The 17,926-nt window shown below is 61.2% G+C and carries 15 protein-coding genes; 13 read left to right on the forward strand and 2 right to left on the reverse strand.

Features of this window, described 5'->3' with window-relative positions; all coding sequences use genetic code 11:
- Window positions 1–43 precede the first annotated feature (43 nt).
- The 7 genes from AC1DXO_RS03250 (at window position 44) to AC1DXO_RS03280 (ending at window position 7,586) form a co-directional block, all read left to right on the forward strand.
- Window positions 44–3,094, forward strand: a complete 3,051-nt coding sequence (locus tag AC1DXO_RS03250) for a tetratricopeptide repeat protein (protein WP_476976647.1) — start codon at window positions 44–46, stop codon at window positions 3,092–3,094.
- Window positions 3,095–3,151: 57 nt separating this feature from the next.
- Window positions 3,152–3,718: a hypothetical protein gene (locus AC1DXO_RS03255; RefSeq protein WP_476976648.1), complete on the forward strand. Its 567-nt coding sequence runs from the start codon at window positions 3,152–3,154 to the stop codon at window positions 3,716–3,718.
- A gap of 138 nt (window positions 3,719–3,856) precedes the next feature.
- Entirely contained in the window at window positions 3,857–4,174 is a 318-nt protein-coding gene (locus AC1DXO_RS03260) for an ElaB/YgaM/YqjD family protein (RefSeq protein ID WP_476976649.1), read from the forward strand.
- A 381-nt stretch (window positions 4,175–4,555) separates the two neighbouring features.
- Window positions 4,556–5,428 (forward strand): SPFH domain-containing protein, encoded by an 873-nt coding sequence (locus tag AC1DXO_RS03265; protein WP_476976650.1) that lies wholly within the window; start codon window positions 4,556–4,558, stop codon window positions 5,426–5,428.
- A 570-nt stretch (window positions 5,429–5,998) separates the two neighbouring features.
- The gene (locus AC1DXO_RS03270; RefSeq protein ID WP_476976651.1) at window positions 5,999–6,265 is read left to right on the forward strand and encodes a type II toxin-antitoxin system ParD family antitoxin; all 267 of its coding nucleotides are present in this window, start codon (window positions 5,999–6,001) and stop codon (window positions 6,263–6,265) included.
- Window positions 6,262–6,552 (forward strand): type II toxin-antitoxin system RelE/ParE family toxin, encoded by a 291-nt coding sequence (locus AC1DXO_RS03275; protein ID WP_476976652.1) that lies wholly within the window; start codon window positions 6,262–6,264, stop codon window positions 6,550–6,552. The genes AC1DXO_RS03270 and AC1DXO_RS03275 overlap by 4 nt, the downstream gene beginning before the upstream one ends.
- 38 nt (window positions 6,553–6,590) lie before the next feature.
- Complete coding sequence (locus AC1DXO_RS03280; RefSeq protein WP_476976653.1) at window positions 6,591–7,586, forward strand: nucleoside hydrolase; 996 nt, start codon at window positions 6,591–6,593, stop codon at window positions 7,584–7,586.
- Between the two features lie 36 nt (window positions 7,587–7,622).
- Here the strand turns inward: AC1DXO_RS03280 and fliP are convergent, their stop codons facing one another.
- Together fliP and AC1DXO_RS03290 are read right to left on the reverse strand one after the other, a co-directional pair.
- Window positions 7,623–8,378, reverse strand: coding sequence for a flagellar type III secretion system pore protein FliP (fliP, locus tag AC1DXO_RS03285; protein ID WP_476976736.1), 756 nt, complete (start codon window positions 8,376–8,378; stop codon window positions 7,623–7,625).
- 55 nt (window positions 8,379–8,433) lie between these two features.
- The gene (locus AC1DXO_RS03290) at window positions 8,434–8,784 is read right to left on the reverse strand and encodes a FliO/MopB family protein (protein ID WP_476976654.1); all 351 of its coding nucleotides are present in this window, start codon (window positions 8,782–8,784) and stop codon (window positions 8,434–8,436) included.
- A gap of 133 nt (window positions 8,785–8,917) precedes the next feature.
- Between AC1DXO_RS03290 and flgB the strand changes: the two genes are divergently transcribed.
- From flgB to AC1DXO_RS03320, 6 genes are all read left to right on the forward strand, one after another.
- A complete protein-coding gene (gene flgB, locus AC1DXO_RS03295; RefSeq protein ID WP_476976655.1) occupies window positions 8,918–9,367 on the forward strand; it encodes a flagellar basal body rod protein FlgB in 450 nt (149 codons plus the stop codon).
- A gap of 11 nt (window positions 9,368–9,378) precedes the next feature.
- Entirely contained in the window at window positions 9,379–9,798 is a 420-nt protein-coding gene (gene flgC, locus AC1DXO_RS03300) for a flagellar basal body rod protein FlgC (protein WP_476976656.1), read from the forward strand.
- Window positions 9,799–9,809: 11 nt separating this feature from the next.
- On the forward strand, window positions 9,810–10,121 hold the full coding sequence (fliE, locus tag AC1DXO_RS03305) for a flagellar hook-basal body complex protein FliE (protein WP_476976657.1): 312 nt from the start codon (window positions 9,810–9,812) through the stop codon (window positions 10,119–10,121).
- Window positions 10,122–10,338: 217 nt separating this feature from the next.
- Entirely contained in the window at window positions 10,339–12,780 is a 2,442-nt protein-coding gene (locus AC1DXO_RS03310; RefSeq protein WP_476976658.1) for a sialate O-acetylesterase, read from the forward strand.
- Between the two features lie 150 nt (window positions 12,781–12,930).
- Window positions 12,931–15,435, forward strand: coding sequence for a sialate O-acetylesterase (locus AC1DXO_RS03315; protein WP_476976659.1), 2,505 nt, complete (start codon window positions 12,931–12,933; stop codon window positions 15,433–15,435).
- 12 nt (window positions 15,436–15,447) lie between these two features.
- Window positions 15,448–17,841, forward strand: a complete 2,394-nt coding sequence (locus AC1DXO_RS03320) for a sialate O-acetylesterase (protein WP_476976660.1) — start codon at window positions 15,448–15,450, stop codon at window positions 17,839–17,841.
- Window positions 17,842–17,926 lie beyond the last annotated feature (85 nt).

A 17,926-nucleotide genomic window follows, 5' to 3' on the forward strand; every position in this document is an offset into this window, starting at 1 on the left:
CATTAACCAAGGTTAAACCTGGATTAGGCATTGTTAACCGGCCATGATTCGACCTCGTTCCCCGTCTGGGCCTGCGCGCCCCTCGGCCCTCAAGCGTGAGGTCGATCGCGCACGCCAGTTGCTGGACAGGCCCGAGACGGTACCGTCGAAGCCGCTATCCCTGAATGGCGTCCTGCGTACGGCGGCGGCGATGGCCGCCCTGGCCAGTATGGGCATGGCGACTCTGGCGTTCGGCGATACGCCGCAATTCGACAGTGTCGCGCCGCGCTCGGACATCGATATCCGTGTCGGCCGCAACGCCAAGTCGGGACGCATAGAAATCTACGGCGCTGTCGGCAGCCGCGCCTCGGTCCGCCGCGACAACGGTCAGGTCGTCATCCGGTTGCCCGGCAAGCAGAAGCCCGATCTTGGCGATATCCGAGCCCATCCGCCGCTAGGTGTCTCCACCGTCGACCTGAAGAGCGACGACCGGGCCAGCGAGATATGGTTGAAGGTCGCCGACGGCTACGACACACATTTCGGACGCTCCGACGGCGCGGTATACGTACAGATCGACCCTGCCGCCGCGCCGGCAGGCGGCACGGGCAAGACGATCGGCGTCAATCTGCAGGACCTGATGAAACCGGCGGAAACGCCAGCATCAGCGGCCAATCAGGCACATATCAACAAGGCCGCGGCTGTGCCCGTGGTCGCGCTCGACGTATCGAGCATCGACGGCGGCAAGGATATAGCCTTCCCCTTTGCCGGGCCGGTGGCGTCGGCGGTGTTCCGGCGCGGCGAGTCGGTATGGGTGGTGTTCGACCAAGAGGTCGATCTGCGTCTGCCGCCAGAACTGAAGGACGGCATGGTCGTCCAGGATGCCCAATGGACGCATAATGACGGCTTCACCGCCCTGCGGCTGAAAGCGCCGACGGTCGGTTCGCTGTCGGTGATCAATGACGGCCTGGTATGGCGGGTGCGACTGGGCGGACGCGTACCCGAGACCAAGCCATCGGAAGTCTCGGTCATCCGTGACGATTCCGCCGGTGTGCCGGGGCTTAACATCAATATCGCCGGCGCAACACGCATCGCCTGGATCCGCGACCCCAGCGTGGGCGACCGCATGGCCGTGGTGACCGCCCGCGCGCCGGTCAAGAACCTGTCCGCGACCCGGACCCTGGTCGAGGCGACCCTGGCCTCGACCGCCCAGGGCGTGGTGGTGGCGCATATGACGCCGGACGTGAAGGTCAATCTGACCGGAGACCTGGTCGAGATTTCGCGGCCCAACGGCCTGACCCTGTCAGCGCTCGACCCCAATGCCCGGCCCAATGACAGCCGGCTGGAGTACAAGAGCGCCCTCTATCCCTCGCTGATGAACGCCGACTGGAGCGCTACGCCGGCCGAGGGCTTTCTGCCACGTTACAATGCGTTGCAGGTCGAGGCTGCCGATGAGGGCACGCAAGGCTTGGGGGCGCCGACCAAGGCGCGGCTGGCCCTGGCGCGCTTCCTGGTCGGGCAGGGCCTGACCTTCGAGGCCCAGGGCGCGCTTGATCTGCTGGTCCGGCAAAGCCCGCGTGCTCTGGAAGACCCACAGGTGCGGGGCCTGCGCGTCGCGGCCAAGATGCTGTCGGGACGCTTCGCCGACGCGGCCGGCGACCTGACGTCGTCGCAACTGATCAATGATTCGGCGGCGCGGTTGTGGCAGGGCTATGCCGAAAGCAAGGCCGGCCACTATGCCGACGCGGTCAAGGATTTCAAGGCGGGTCTCAAGGCGATGGACGCCTTTCCACCGGCGTGGCGGGCAAAATTCGGCGCCGCCTATGCCTATGCCGCCATGCAGCAGAAGGACCAGGCGACGGCCGAAGCCATGATCGCCTTTGCCGTGTCGCAGGATATTCCGCCCATCGACAAGCTGGCCGCCTATCTGGTCGACGCCCAGATCATCGAGGCGACCGGCGACAAGGCACGGGCGCTGAAGGTTTATCAGGCCGTGGCCAAGGCGTCGGACGACAGTATCGCCGCACCCGCCACCATGCACGCCGCCATGCTGGCCTTCGATCTGAAGAAATCGACGGGCGACCAGACCCTGGCGGCGCTTGACGCCTTGCGTTATCGCTGGCGCGGCGACGGTACGGAACTCGAGATTGTCAGCAATATGGGTCAGATCTACCTGTCGCAGGGGCGCTATCGCGAGGCCCTGTCGGTGCTGAAGACCGGCGGCCAGCAATTCATGAATGCGCCGCAGGGGGCGCAGATCCAGACGTCGCTGAACCAGGCCTTCCGCAACCTGTTCCTGGGCGGCATGGCCGACGGGCTGCAGCCCGTCGAGGCACTGGGCCTGTTCTATGATTTCCGCGAACTGACGCCTTTGGGCGCCGACGGCGATGAAATGGTGCGTCGGATCGTGCGCCGCCTCGTCGATGTCGATCTGTTCGACCAGGCGGCGGACCTGCTGGAACATCAGGTCAATGAGCGTCTGGACGGCGTCGCCAAGTCGGCGGTCGCCGCCGACCTCGCCGCCATCTACCTGATGGATCACAATCCGCAGAAGGCCCTCCAGGCCCTGTGGAACACGCGGACCACCCTCCTGCCCAAGTCCGTCATGGCCGAACGCCGGGTGCTGGAGGCACGGGCGCTGAACGAGCTCAACGAGCCGGACAAGGCGCTGGACGTGCTGGGCAACGACAACTCGCCCGATGGCGACGATGTTCGTGCTGATATCTACTGGCGCAAGAACGACTGGGCCAAGGCCGCGGCCGTGCTGGAACGCCGGCTGGGCGATCGTTACAAGACCGATACACCGCTGAACCTGGCCGACGAAGGCCGGCTGATCCGCGCCGGCGTGGCCTTCAGCCTGCTCAAGGATCCGGCCGGTCTGGCGCGGTTGTCGGAGCGCTGGGGTAAGTTCGTCGATACGGCGTCATCACCGGACGCCATGCGGGTTGCCCTGGCGCCGATGGACGGAGGGACGCTGAACGCGCGCGACTTTGCGTCGGCGGCGGCCCAGACCGACACCTTTGCCGGCTGGGTGACCAATATGAAGAAACGCTTCCGCCAGAAGGACGATGACGCAGCCAAGGCCCTGAACGCCGCCAAGCCGGCGGCGAAAACGTAAGCTCTCTTGACATCTCCACGCGCTGGTTTCTCAATGCGCAGGTAAGCGGAGATCGCCATGACCGTTCAGACCTCGAATGTAGAAGCTGGAACCCTGGATCATGTCTTCGAAATGATCTGGCGCGCGATGCCGGAGACTACCCGCCACGGCGGAAAATGCCCGACCCTGTTATGCTGGCATGCGCTCAAAACCTGGCTTTCGGCCCGCGAACAAACCGGGCGATTGGTGCCCGGAACCGTGCTTACGGAACTCGACGGTTTTTTCTATGACGATATGAAGCGTGATCTGCGGCGGCAGGGGTGGCATATGCCGGAGCGCCGCTATCAGTCGGAGACCTGGATCGTAGCGGTGCTGCTGACGCTGGGACTGAGTCTGGGGTTTCTGCCACTGTTGGGTGCTTATCTGCTGGTGATCGCGCCCATCTGCCTTGCATGTGCCGTCCGGTGGCTGCATCGCAACGTTTTCCGCTCAAGCCTGCCAGATGCGGCATCGGTTGGTGAACTGGCGCGGCACATGTGTGTTCTGCAAAATGCCAGGAAACTGCGCAAGATGGGCGCGACCTTCAATCGCCGCAACCTGCGGGCGCTGTTTGACAAGGCGGCGGCAGAACTGGACGTCGATTAACCGAACGGCCACTTTATTTTCTGCACCCCTTCTGCCAATCGCTTTCGTTTCGCCTGAGGGGCTAAATGGCTCGGCGCGCAGGCTCAAAGTCTTGCGCAACATCACGCCACCTTGGCCCATTCCAGGAAAGATTCGATCATGTTCTCTACAGCCACCAAAGTTGCCGCCGGCGTCACCGAAGCTTCGGCTGAAAATGATATCCGCTCGAAGATCAGCTCCACCGTCTCGTCCGCCGAACGCAAGCTGCATAACCTGGCCGACGATGTCAGCGATCGCGCCCATGATGCCGGCGCCAAGGCACGTCACTATGCCGAAAAGGCTCAGGACCAGATCAAGACCGTCGCCGACCGCGTGAATACCGAAGTTCATGGCAATCCGCTGCGCTCGGCCCTGATTACCTTGGGCGTCGGCTTCGTGCTCGGCATGCTGCTGAGCGGTTCGCGCCGCAGCTACTAAGCAGCGTACATCTGAATCAAGAAAGCCGGTCCTGGTCATGCCTGGGCCGGCTTTTTGTCGTTTCCTTCACATCCGCGTGACCCTCGTCCGGATTCGCTTTGCGGCAAACCTGTGTCCCTGTAATATATACGTGTCCCCAAGCTTTTCGGGGATAGCGCGACCAACAAGGAACCCGATCGCAAGCAAATAGCTAATACAGCCGCATTACGATGCGCGGCGACATGTCGAAATCCCGGCACAGCCCATATTTGCTTTCATGCGATCAAGCCCCGAATTCCCTGACATTTTCGATTCCCGTTAAGGGAGCGCGCATCTTCTTGCGGTATCTTGCATCCATCTCAGAAGGGACGCGAGCCGCCAAACGGCCGCGTGAAGAACGTCATGAATGAACTGCCAAAACGCTTTGCCATACCCGCCCGTCTCAAGGTCTTCGTCACCGCCGGCATTATTGCCGTCGTCGGACTGGGGCTCCTGGTTTCGTGTGGCCAGACTATCCAGCCCGGCAATGTCGGGGTGAAGATTCGTACGCTCGGCCCCCAGGCCGGGGTCGACCGCGCGCCGCTGCCGGCGGGGTGGCACATCAATCTGCTGGGCGAACGCATTATCGACTTTCCGGTCATCCAGCGTACCTACACCTATACCCGTGAAGCCGATGAACGCGGGCCCGAGAACGAGGAAGTCACTTTCAGCGACAACAACGCCCTGCCGATGACGGCGGACGTGCAACTGGTCATGCGTGTCGATCCGTCCAAGGCGCCGGCGCTCTATACCCGCTACCGCCTGACCTTCGACCAGATTTTCGAAGGCCCGCTGCGTAACGATGTGCGCACGGCCATTGCCGCCGAAACCGAACTGGTCAGTGTCGAATATCTGTACCGCGGCGGCCGACAGCAGGTCATTCAAAAGGCCCTGGCGCGCGTCAACCGTAAATGGGCGACACAGGGCGTCGAGATCAGCCAACTCGACTGGATCGGCACCATTCGCTATCCGCAGGTCATTCTCGACTCGATCCAGATGAAGACCAAGGCGGATGCCGACGCTTCCGCCGCCCAGGCCCAGGTTGCAGTCGCCAAGGCCCAGGCCGACGCCCAGATCGAACAGGCGCGCGGCCAGGCTGAATCCAACCGCCTGCTGGCCCAGTCGATCGCTTCCAGTCCGGAGGTCGTGCAACTGCGCGCCATCGAAAAATGGGACGGTCATCTGCCCCAGGTCACCGGCGGCTCAGTCCCCTTCGTCAATATCGACAAGAGGTAATAGTATAACGTACCGGGCGGTGTATCACATCACTGTGATCGTCGTCCGGTTTCGCTTTTCAGTCATTTCGCACAAGCGTAATATACGTGCATTCCAAGGATGAGCTGCTTATCCTAAGGTATAAAAGCGCAGGAAAGGCGTTTATCGTCAGATAGTTAAATCGCGCCGTGCGATCAGGACACGGCAACAAAAGTCAGGATGCGACATTGAGCTAGCCGCTCTGTCCAGCAGTCCTTCTTTAAGGTCCCGGCCTGAGGTCTTCATCGACCCGACGTCCCCGAACACTTGAGACTTTTGCGAACGCTCTTGTCCGAGCGTGTAAAATTGCGCACCGCAATGGGTATTATTATACCTAATTGCGTAGCATTGAGATGAGACCGGTGTCGAGCCTGCATCTGAGGATGTGTCCGGCGCTGGTCTCTGGGGGGCCTGTGAGGAGATACGCACAAAGTCCGGGGGGACGCGTATCCGGGGAGCGGGCTGGAAGGGGAGGTTGCCGGTTGGCGGCCTCCCTTTTCTCATGGCCCCCTCTGTGTTACTAACTGTTAGTAACAGTTAGTGGAGATTACCATGCCAACCTCCGTTGCGCTCGGCGCCCATTTCGAAGGCTTTATCAAGGAACAACTGGCCAGCGGCCGTTACAACAACGCTAGCGAGGTTGTGCGCGACGGCTTGCGGCTTTTGGAAGATCGACAGCAGGACAAGCAAGCCAGGCTCGACGCTTTGCGAGCAGAAATCGCCAAAGGACTGGAGGGGCCGTTCATTCCGGCGGAAGACGTATTTGCCGAAGTCTATGCAAGAATTGATGCCATTGCCAAAGCAAAAGCTGCGGAATGAAAGTCATATTTTCGGCGGCAGCGCGTTTCGATTTGATCGAAATCGGTGATTACATCGCCATGGACAGCCCGGCCAATGCCACCAGCTTTGTGAAAACCTTGCAGGAAAAGGCGCTGGGGCTAGCTCATACGCCTCTTAAGGGAACAGAACGCAACCATTTGCTATCCGGTCTTCGTCTGTTGCCCCACCGCTATTACAACATCTATTACCGAGCGAATGACGATGCAATAACTGTCGTCCGCATCATGCATAGCGCCCGGGACATTGGGCCCGAGGATTTCACATGACCAAGGTCTGTGCTAGCCTGAAAAAAACAGGTGGGTTCATGACCAAAATATTCGATCGTCGCGGCTTTCTCACAGCCTCCGCCGCCCTGGGTCTGGCGACAACCGCCAAGGCTGCGCCGGCCAAGCCCATTCCGGTCATTTTCGATACTGATATCGGTGGCGATGTTGACGACACCTGGGCGCTGTTGCTGTTGCTGCGGCGGGCGGAACTCGATCTCAAACTGTGCGTCACCGAAACCGGCAATGCCGTCTATCGTGCCCGATTGCTCGCCAAACTTCTCACTCTGGGTGGGCGAAGCGATGTCGCGGTCGCCACGGGGCCGGGTAATGGCGATGGCAGTGGGCCGCAGGGCGCGTGGCTCGGCGATTACGACCTGAAATCCTATCCGGGCCCATTCATCGCCGACGGCGCCCAGGCGATTGTCGACATGGTCATGGCTTCACCCGAACCGGTGACCATCATCAGCGTGGGCCCAACACCGGTCCTGGCCGATGCTTTGAAACGTCAACCCGCCCTGGCCAAGAAGGCTCGTTTTGTCGGCATGCAGGGCGCGGTGCGCGTCGGTTACGGCGGCGCGGCCAAGGTTGAGCCTGAATACAACGTCAAGACCGATCCGGGCGCCTTGCAGACCGTCTTCGCGGCCGACTGGCTGTCATGCGCGATTACACCGCTCGACACCTGCGGCCTGGTCATTATCGACGGCGACGACATGCACAGGCTGCGCGAAAGCCATGATCCGTTCGCCCGAGCCGTCATCGCCAACAGCGAGGCCTGGCTGCCCAATGCGCCATGGATGCCGAAGGATTTCGACCTGACGAAGCAGAGTTCGACGCAGTTCGATTCGGTGGCCGTGATGATGGCCTGTGACGAAAGTGACCTGGTCATGGAGACCCTGCCGCTTAGTGTACTGGACGACGGCATGACGGTGATCGATGAAGTTCATGGCCGGCCGGTGCGTGTGGCTTCGGCGTGGAAGGATCTCGCCGGCTTCAAGCGCAAGATGGTGGATGATCTGACCCGGCATCCCGGCTGACCCGGCATTCCGGCTGACCCGCTAACCTGCGTAGGCCTATCCGCTCCCGGTTAACGCCGGATGGAAACTCTGGACCAGAGAGCCGGCGACCAGTCGCCAACCGTCCACCAGGACGAAGAAGATCAGCTTGAATGGCAAACTGATCACCACGGGCGGCAGCATCATCATGCCCATGCTCATCAGGACGGATGCGACAACCAGGTCGATGACCAGGAAGGGTACGAACAGCAGGAAGCCGATCTGAAAGGCTTTCTTCAGTTCCGAAATCATGAAGGCCGGCGTGACCACCCGGACCGGCAGATCCATCCGATCCTTGGGCATTTCCAGCTTCGATAGCCCGACGAACAGGGCCAGGTCCTTCTGATCGACCTGGGCCAGCATGAAGCCCTTGACCGGTTGGCTGGCGGCGTCGAAGGCCTGGGGCAATTCGACCTCCTGATCCATCAGCGGGCGGATACCGGCCTGGTAGGCGGCTTCGTAGGTCGGCGCCATGACGATGGCCGACAGGAACATGGCCAGGGCAATGATGACGGCATTGGGCGGACTTTGCTGCAGGCCCAGGGCCGTACGCAGCAGGGACAGCACCACCACGATGCGGATAAACGACGTGGTCATGATGACGATGCTGGGCGCCAGGGACAGCACGGTCATCAGGCCGATCAACTGGACGACGCGCGCCGACAGGCTGCCGCCCTTGCCGAGGTCGACATTCACCGACTGGGCCAGTGCGTCGTAGGGCAGGATCATCAGCGCAAAGGCGACGATAAACGTCACCAGGACGATGATGTTCATCATCCGTGGGGAGATTTTTTTGCTTTTCTCGCGCTCAGGCGCCGCGACAGGGAACTCAGAACAGGTCGTCATCTTGAACCACGGCAGGCGTAGAAGCAGAGGCGGGTGCCTTCGCAGAAGGAGAAACAGCGGGTTTGGATGCGGGACGATGGCGAGGTTCGATCAGTTCGCGACCTTCGCCGAGCAGAATCAGCCGCTCTTCGTCGTCGAGCTTGACCAGGACCAGCCGGCGCGCTGGATCGAGCACCAGGGTTTCGACGACCCTGAGGCGGCGCTCACCGCGCTGGGCCTGTAATTGCGCCATCAATTGCGGCGCATAGCGGCGCAGCAGATAGGCAAGGCCCAGGATCAGCCCCAGCACGATGGCCAGTGCAAAAACTGCTTTCAGGATATCAACCAGGCCCATTCCCGTCCCATTCCGGCGCTGCATGCACCAAGTAGGCACTATCTGCACGGGGAATGGTTAATGCCGTATTTACTTAAAGCCTTCGTTAACCAAAAGGTGGGCATAATTTGCCCAACAGGCGTCGTGCGACCGGATGTCCGGCACATTGGACGGCCTAAAGGGCGTTGCCATGGACACGCAAGGCATATCACTTCTGGGCGCACTGAAAACGCGCATGAACTGGCTGGGTGACCGGCAAAAGGTGGTGGCGGAAAACGTCGCCAATGCCTCGACGCCGGGCTTCAAGCCGCACGACATGTCGGCGCAGGATTTCGGCGCCCTGGTCCAGGGCCAGCAGCCCGAAGGCAATCTCGGCCTGACCATGACCAATTCGATGCATATGGCGCCCGAAACGCCGTTCTCGCCGGGGGCGAAGGTCGTGACCTCGCTCGATTCGGAAACCACCATGGACGGCAACAGCGTGGTCTTGGAAGAGCAGATGCTGAAGATGGCGGAAAGCCGGCTGCAGTTCCAGGCGGCTGTCGGTTTTTATGAGAAGTCGCTGAACATGGTGCGCATGGCGATCAAAGCGCCCGGTAAGTAAGGATTAGACCTATGATCAAGGGCCCTGTAAACGGCAGTTCGACCATGGCAGTGGCGGCCTCGGCCATGAAGGCGCAGCAGGCCCGCATGCGCATCGTCGCCGAAAACATCGCCAATTCCGACTCAACCGGCAAGACGCCGGGTTCCGACCCGTACCGGCGCCAGACGCCTGTTTTCACCTCGGCGAAGATCGATGGTGCGACAGGGGTCAAGCTGGCCCAGGTGCTGCCGGACATGTCGGATTTCACAATGGAATACGATCCAACCCACCCGGCGGCCGATGCCCGCGGCTATGTCAAGAAGCCGAACGTCAATCCTTTGATCGAAACCATGGACATGCGCGATGCGCAGCGCGCCTATGAAGCCAACCTCAATGTGATCGAGACGGCGCGCGACATGGACCAGAAGATCCTCAATATCCTGCAAAAATAAGGGGCTGAACCATGACACCACTGGTCGCGGCACGCGCCTACGGGGCGGCGCTGAAACAAGGCACGAAGCTCGGCGATGTGGGCGATCCCGGCAAGACCGTGGGTGCGCCCGACTTCACCAAGATGCTGCAAGGCGCGATGGATCAGACGCTGAAGTCAACCCAGAACGCCGAAACCATGATGATCCAGCAGCAGTCGGGCAAGGTCGACCTGGTCGACGCCGTGACCGCGGTGGCCAGCGCCGAGACGTCCCTGCAAAGCGTGATCGCCATCCGCGACCAGGTTATTTCCGCCTATCAGGAAATCATGCGCATGCCGATCTGAGCCGGTCGGGTCGGGTGGGCTCACTCCGTGCCCCGTCACGCGAATCGTCTTGACCGCTATGCGGCACATGCGATAGATCGTGACGACGGTGGGCGTCGGAGCACGGACGCGCACAGCGCACTTTATTTTTGCGTATATGTCCACGCAGTTTTGCGTTGGCTATGTGTCGGGGGGCACATTTGTGAATATTACGACATCGAACGATTCTGAGCCTGGCGTGCCTGAGAGCACCCGGGTCATCCCCATCTACATTCTGGCGGGACAATCGAATGCCCAGCGCATGGGAATCGACGCCGCCCTGGTTGCTGCGCTTAGTGAGATTTCGCCCGCCTTCGAACTGATCAAATATGCCGTCGGTGCGACGCCACTGGCCCGCTCGGGTGGCATCGACTGGAACGTCAATTCCACCAACGAGTTGTATGACGGCCTGCTGGCCATGGTTCGCGACCGTATCGCCTATGTTGTGGAGCGGGGCTATATTCCGCAGATTGCCGGCGTGGTGTGGATTCAGGGCGAGGACGACGCAGCGTACGATTTCCGGGCCAACCAGTATTTCCAGAACCTTAGTGATTTAATAGCGCACCTGCGTCTCGATCTCGGAACCGACATGCCGTTCATCATCTCGGAACTGAGCGTGACATCGGACGAACCGTTCAATGCCGCCGTGCGTGAGGCTCAGGTCCGCGCGGCGGCGTCGATTGCCGGCGTGACGCTGGTCAACACTGACGACCTGACGCTTCAGGCTGGCAACGTTCATTACACCGCCATCGCGCGGCTGGTGCTTGGGCAGCGCCTGGCCCATGCCTTGCCGCCGCCCGCGACGCACCCTTCCGACTATGTTTCGCTGACGGGACCCCAGACCTTTTGGGGTAGCGAAGGCAGCGACACGATGGACTATGACGGCGATGACAGCCGCTACAGTATCAACGACTATCGCAGCATGGTGCTCTATGGTTTGGGTGGCAACGACACCATTGTCACCGGCAGCGGTAGCACGACCGCCTACGGTGGTACGGGCGATGACCGCCTTCAAGCCAGTTTCAGCGACGACAGACTGTTCGGTGGCGACGGCAATGACGTCATTATGGGCGCCTACAATTACGCTAACCTGCTTGGCTCGCAAAGCGCGCAGACCCGATGGGAATTCGATCGCGACTATATCGACGGCGGTCCCGGCGACGACACGCTTTCCGATATGATCGGCGACAATGTCGTCCTGGGCGGTGACGGGCGTGATGCGATCGCGACCGGCGGGGGCGACGACACCCTGTATGGCGGCGACGGAGCCGACCTTATTGAGGCTGGCGCGGGCCGGGACAAGCTGGTCGGTGGCGCCGGGGCCGACGTCATGGCCGGTGGAGCGGGCAGCGACTATTACGTTATCGATAATGCGGACGACAGTATATTGGAACTGAGCGACGAAGGCATCGATACCGTCTACGCCGAAATCGGCGTGACCCTGGGTGCCAATGTCGAGCGGCTGCACCTGGCCGGAACGGCCAATATCAACGGTACGGGTAACGCGCTGGATAACGTCCTCGCAGGCAATTCCGGCAATAATCGGTTGGACGGCGGTCAGGGCGCAGATACCATGGCTGGCGACCTAGGCGACGATACCTATGTCGTCGAGCAGACCGACGATATCGCCCGCGAAGGGATCAATGCCGGTAATGACACCGTTTACAGCAGTATTCGGCTGACGCTGGGGCAGAATATCGAAAACCTCATCCTGACCGGCGCTGCCGACCTGAACGGGACGGGTAACGGCCAGAACAATGTGATCATCGGCAATGCCGGCAACAATATCCTCCAGGGCCTTGACGGTAATGACAGTATCGACGGAGGTTCAGGCGGCGATATCATGACGGGCGGCGCGGGTAACGATAGCTATGTCGTCGAACAGCCGACGGACATCGTGCGGGAACTGGCCCAGGGCGGCACGGACACCATCTACAGCAGCATTGGCCTTATCCTGGCGCAGAACGTCGAGAACCTGATCCTGACCGGCGGCGCCGGCCTGACCGGGACCGGCAACGCCCTGAACAACGTCATTACAGGCGATGCCGGCAACAACAATCTGCTTGGCCTGGACGGCGACGACCGGATTGACGGTGGCGCTGGCTCTGACACCATGGCAGGGGGGCTGGGCAACGATACCTTCTATGTCGACGACGCCCTGGATCGCCTTATCGAAATCAGAGATGGCGGGATCGATACCGTGTTCTCCTCCGTGACTTTTGCGACCCGCAACGTCTTCGTCGAAGTCGTGACCCTGACCGGAACAGGGAATATAAACCTGGCGGGCAATGGCGTTTCCGAGCGCCTTAGCGGCAATGCAGGAAAAAATCTCATCTCGGCGGGCAGCGGGGACGACATGCTCGACGGCGCTGCCGGCAACGACACCCTGACCGGCGGCTTGGGCGCCGATACCTTCCGCTTCACCGCCGGATCGGGCGTCGACCGCATCGTGGATTTCAGTGCCGCGCAAGATGACCATATCGATACCCACGCCATTAGTCGCGGCATCGCCAATGGCGGCGGCGTCACCATTACCCAGCAAGGCAGCGCGACCCTGATAAATCTGGGCGTTGGCAACGTTATCGAGGTGCTCAACACCGTCGCCACCAGCGCAGACCTCCTCAGCCATATCGTCTGGTAACCTGTCCCCGGAAACGCCGCCGCCGTCGTAGCCGCGCTTGCGGGGGTTTACGGGACCTGAAGTCTGTCATACCTTGTCGGCACGAAATCAGCGCTTCCGCATGAGCCTATGCGTAACTATTGCGGCGCAGGTGGGATGGGGGATCAAGCCATGCCTGAATTATCTGAAACATCTGTCACAGTTGTGACGGCCGACACGCCTGACAGCCGGATCGTTCCGATCTATATCCTGGCCGGGCAATCCAATGCCAGCAATGCCGGCCTCGACTCGGCCCTGGTCAACAGCCTTGGCCTGCAGAGCGACAGCTTCGAACTGGTCAAATATGCCTTTGGCGGCACCGGCCTGCGCTCGAATGGACCCGGCAGGGGCGACTGGAACGCTCATTCACGCGAAGAATTGTTCGACGGCATGATCGCCGCCGTCAAGGAACGCATCGACTATGTCCTCAGTCAGGGTTACACGCCGGTTCTGGCGGGGCTCTTCTGGCTACAGGGCGAAGCGGATGCGACCGACACGCGGTGGGCCAATGCCTATGCGCAAAACCTGACCGATCTTATCAACACTGCCCGCCAGCTTCTGAACGCCCCGGACATGCCGTTCATCATTGCTGGCCTGCCGACGCCTGCCGACGTCCTGGCCTATGCCGATACGATACGCGCCGCCCAGGCCCAGGTTGCGGCAAGCGTACCTCTGACGCGGCTGGTCGATCCGAGCGGACTCACCTTGCTGTCCGATCGCGTGCATTACACGATCGAGTCGCGCGGCCTGATGGCGCAGCGCCTGACCAACTCGGTTCAGGACGGCGTGCCGCAGCACCATGTCGATGGCTATGTGTCGGCTACCGCCGCACAGACCTATACCGGCACGTCGGGGAATGACGTGATGGACTACGGCAGAGAATTCCGCGACCTGGTCCTTGATGGCGGCGCAGGCAGCGACAAGATCGTCAGTGGGGCCGGGGACAACCGCATCGATGGCGGCGCAGGCAACGACGTCATCACGGCACAGTTGGGTAACGACACCGTATATGGTGGTGACGGCAATGACCGGATTACGACGCCCTATAGCGAAGCCTCGCGGCTTGGCACCTTCGATCCGGAACATCCCTGGTCGGGGTTCGATAACGACTTTATCGACGCGGGCGCGGGCAGTGACGTCGTTACCGATCTGACGGGCGATAATATTGTCCTCGGCGGTACAGGCGGTGACCGCCTCGTCGTCGGTTACGGCATTGACACCGTGCAGGGTGGCGACGGCAATGACACGCTTGCCAGCGGCTTCGGCAATGACAATCTGACCGGTGATGCCGGTGACGACAGTCTGTCGGGCGAACTGGGTAACGATACACTGCTGGGGGGCGGCGGTCAGGATCAGCTGGACGGCGGCGGTGGGGCCGACGCCATGGCCGGCGGGATCGACAATGATTACTACGTTATCGACGAGCAGGGCGACCTGGTCGACGAACAGGGCGACGAAGGCATAGACACCATCTATGCCTTGATCAGCGTCACTCTGGGCGTCAATATCGAGCGGCTGCACCTGGCGGGCATGCTAGATGCCCAGGGCATCGGCAACGAGCTGAACAACAGCCTGGCAGGCAATACGGGCAACAACTGGCTGGATGGCGGCCTGGGCACCGATACCCTGGCCGGCGACCTTGGCAACGATACCTATGTCGTCGAACGGGCGGGCGACATCGTCCGCGAATTTGCCGATGCCGGTACCGATACGATCTATAGCACCATCACGCTGAGACTTGGGCAGAATGTCGAAAATCTTAGCCTGACGGGTAGCGACGACCTGACCGGGACCGGCAATGATCTGGACAATGTCCTGATCGGCAATACCGGCAACAACGTTTTGTCGGGCCTGGGCGGCAATGATGTCGTCGACGGGGGCACAGGCGCCGACAAGATGGCGGGTGGTCTTGGCAACGACTATTACGTCGTCGACGATCTGGGCGACCGGGTATCTGAAAAGAGCGATGAGGGGATCGACACCATCTATGCCCTGGTCAGCGTAACTCTGGGCGCCAATGTCGAGCGCCTCCACCTGGCGGGCACGGTTGATGCCCAGGGTATCGGCAACGACCTGAACAACAGCCTGGCCGGCAATGCCAGCAATAACCGGCTGGATGGCGGGTTGGGCACGGATACCATGGCCGGCGACCTTGGCGACGATACCTATGTCGTCGAACGGGCCGGTGACATCGTCCGCGAGTTTGCTGATGCCGGTACCGACGCGATCTACAGCAGCATCGCTCTGAAACTTGGGCAGAATGTCGAAAATCTCGTCCTGACGGGCAGGGACGACCTTTCAGGAACCGGCAATGGCCTGAACAATGCGATCACCGGTAACGCTGCCAGCAATATCCTGGACGGCGGGGCGGGGAACGACACCTTGACCGGCGGGCTGGGCGCCGACGTGTTCCGCTTCACCGCGGGGTCGGGCGCCGACCGCATCGTTGATTTCCGCGCCGCTCAGAATGACGTCATCGATATCCACGCTTACAGTCGCGGCGTGGTCAATGGCGGCGGCGTTACTGTGACCCAGCAGGGCACAGTTGCGATTATCAACCTGGGCGGTGGCCATCTCATCGAGGTCCTCAATACCAGCGCCGCCAATGCGGATTTCCTTAGCCATATCGTCTGGTAGGGCTCCGGAACCATGCAGACATCATTTGCTGCGGCTGGAGCCACGCTCGAAATGCCGGCCGCGGGTCAGGCGGAATCCGAGGATGGCCTGATTGTGCCGATCTATATCCTGGCCGGCCAGTCGAACGCCCTGCGTATCGGCCTGGACGCCGCCCTGGTCGGGGCTTTGGGGGGGAGGGGCGGACCGTTCGAGGTGGTCAAACTGGCGGTGGGCGCCACCAGTCTTATCCAGGCCGGAACCGACTGGAATGTCCATTCCACGGGCGAGCTCTATGACCAGCTGCTGGCGGCGGTGCGCGACCGCATCGCTTACGTGGTGTCGCAAGGCTATACGCCGCAGATTGCCAGTGTCTTCTGGATTCAGGGCGAGGCCGACGCCACGCATGAGAAGGGCGCTCTACAGTATCAACAGAACCTCACCGACTTCATCAATCGTATTCGTGCCGATCTGGGCACCGAAATGCCCTTTATTATTGCGGAACTGAACAGCCTGTCGGCGGAGCCCTATGTTCCCGAAGTGCGCGCGGCACAACTGGCCGTCGCGGCGAAGCTCGACAATGTCAGGCTGGTCGAGACTGACGATCTGCCGTTAACGCGCGACAGCATTCATTATACCGCCGCGTCGCGTGTCGTATTGGCCCACCGGCTGGCGGAGGCCTTGAGCTCGCCGCCTGACCAGGCCGGAACGTCCGGTTACGTCTCGCTGACCGGGCCCTACACCTTCACCGGTACCGCCGGTAACGATACGATGGACTATGGCGGTGACGATGCGCACAACATATCGAACGACTTTCGCGACCTGACCCTGCTGGGTGGCGATGGAAAGGACCGTATCATCACCGGCGCCGGCAACAGCGTCGTCGACGGCGGGGCAGGTGACGACCGCATCTTCGCTCACTTCGGCAGCGACCGGATCTATGGCGGCGGCGGCAGCGACATCATCGATGGCTCGCTCAACTATATGTATCTTCAGGGGGCGACCGATCCTCATATTCCGTGGTCGTTCAACCGTGACTTTATCGACGGCGGTGACGGCAACGACGTGCTGATCGACATGGTTGGCTCCGATACCGTCCTGGGCGGGGCTGGCAATGACAGCATCACTGTGGGCTGGGGCGACGATGTGCTCGATGGCGGCAGCGGCGCGGATAGCCTGGTCGGCGGATCGGGTAATGACAGCTACCTTGTCGACCAGACAGACGATATCGTCACTGAACTGGCCGCCGGCGGGTCGGATACGGTGTTCACGCCACTGTCCTGTACGCTCGGTGATAATCTGGAGAACCTGACTTTTACCGGTGCTGCGGCCAACGACGGCACAGGTAATTCGCTCGCCAACCTCATCACCGGCAACAGCGCCGCCAATAGGCTGAGTGGCCTGGCTGGCAATGACGTGCTCGATGGCGGCGCGGGCGCCGATACCCTGATCGGGGGGCTGGACGGTGACACCTATGTCGTCGACAGCGCCGGCGACGTCATCATCGAGCTGGCCGGCGGCGGCACCGATACGGTGCGGTCGGCCGTACCCTATGTGCTGGGCGATACGATCGAGCGCCTGACACTGACAGGAACAGCCAATTTAGACGGTGCGGGGAACAGCCTGGTCAATATCATCACGGGTAATGCCGGCAATAACCGCCTTGACGGGGGCGCCGGCGCCGACAGCCTGGCCGGCGGTTCGGGTGACGACACCTATCTGATCGACAATATCGGCGACACGGTCCGCGAATTTTCAGGCCAGGGCAATGATCTGGTCTTGTCGTCGGTCTCATTCGGCCTGGGCAACCAATATATCGAATATCTGATTCTCACCGGCACGGCCGACCTCAGTGCGACCGGCAATGCCGTGGCCAATAACCTGACCGGCAATGCCGGCAAGAATGTGCTGAATGGTGGCGCCGGCGCCGACCGGATGTCCGGGGGGGCGGGCGATGATACCTACTATGTCGACAACGTCCTGGACATCGTCCTCGAAGGGCGCGGCCAGGGTAATGACTCGCTCTACAGTTCGGCTAGTGTGGTTCTTGGCGATCAATATATCGAATTGGTCACCCTGACGGGCGCGGGCAATATTGCGGCCACCGGCAACGCCATCGCCAATGCGCTGATCGGAAACAGCGGCAACAATATATTGGATGGCGGCACCGGCGCCGATAGCCTGACCGGCGGCCTGGGCGCCGACCGCTTTGTGTTTGGTGCCAGCACCGGCGTCGACACCATCCGCGATTTCAGCGCCGCGCAGGGCGACATGATCGACATCCACGTCTACAGTAACGGTGTCGTCGACAGCCGCGGCATTATCCTGACCCAGGTAGGGGCGGACACCCTCATTCATCTCAGCAGCGCCAGTTCCATTACAGTCATGGGGGCTGTGAAGGCCGATGTGCTGAGCCATATCGTCTGGTAAGCCACAGCCATCCCCCGAACTTATCCGCCGTTTTTTCGCGTAGCAGTCCCATACTTCGCGACCCGGCTTAAGGGGAAATTAACCC

This window comes from Asticcacaulis sp. P2_C5 (genome assembly GCF_056404555.1).

Bases quoted from the DNA above. Each gene is read 5' to 3' on its own strand.
- fliP (WP_476976736.1), bottom strand. From the start codon at position 8,378: ATGAACATCATCGTCCTGGTGACGTTTATCGTCGCCTTTGCGCTGATG.
- AC1DXO_RS03265 (WP_476976650.1), top strand. From the start codon at position 4,556: ATGAATGAACTGCCAAAACGCTTTGCCATACCCGCCCGTCTCAAGGTC.
- AC1DXO_RS03315 (WP_476976659.1), top strand. From the start codon at position 12,931: ATGCCTGAATTATCTGAAACATCTGTCACAGTTGTGACGGCCGACACG.
- AC1DXO_RS03320 (WP_476976660.1), top strand. From the start codon at position 15,448: ATGCAGACATCATTTGCTGCGGCTGGAGCCACGCTCGAAATGCCGGCC.
- AC1DXO_RS03280 (WP_476976653.1), top strand. From the start codon at position 6,591: ATGACCAAAATATTCGATCGTCGCGGCTTTCTCACAGCCTCCGCCGCC.
- AC1DXO_RS03290 (WP_476976654.1), bottom strand. From the start codon at position 8,784: ATGGGCCTGGTTGATATCCTGAAAGCAGTTTTTGCACTGGCCATCGTG.
- fliE (WP_476976657.1), top strand. From the start codon at position 9,810: ATGACACCACTGGTCGCGGCACGCGCCTACGGGGCGGCGCTGAAACAA.
- AC1DXO_RS03255 (WP_476976648.1), top strand. From the start codon at position 3,152: ATGACCGTTCAGACCTCGAATGTAGAAGCTGGAACCCTGGATCATGTC.
- AC1DXO_RS03250 (WP_476976647.1), top strand. From the start codon at position 44: ATGATTCGACCTCGTTCCCCGTCTGGGCCTGCGCGCCCCTCGGCCCTC.
- flgB (WP_476976655.1), top strand. From the start codon at position 8,918: ATGTCCGGCACATTGGACGGCCTAAAGGGCGTTGCCATGGACACGCAA.
- AC1DXO_RS03260 (WP_476976649.1), top strand. From the start codon at position 3,857: ATGTTCTCTACAGCCACCAAAGTTGCCGCCGGCGTCACCGAAGCTTCG.
- AC1DXO_RS03270 (WP_476976651.1), top strand. From the start codon at position 5,999: ATGCCAACCTCCGTTGCGCTCGGCGCCCATTTCGAAGGCTTTATCAAG.
- flgC (WP_476976656.1), top strand. From the start codon at position 9,379: ATGATCAAGGGCCCTGTAAACGGCAGTTCGACCATGGCAGTGGCGGCC.
- AC1DXO_RS03275 (WP_476976652.1), top strand. From the start codon at position 6,262: ATGAAAGTCATATTTTCGGCGGCAGCGCGTTTCGATTTGATCGAAATC.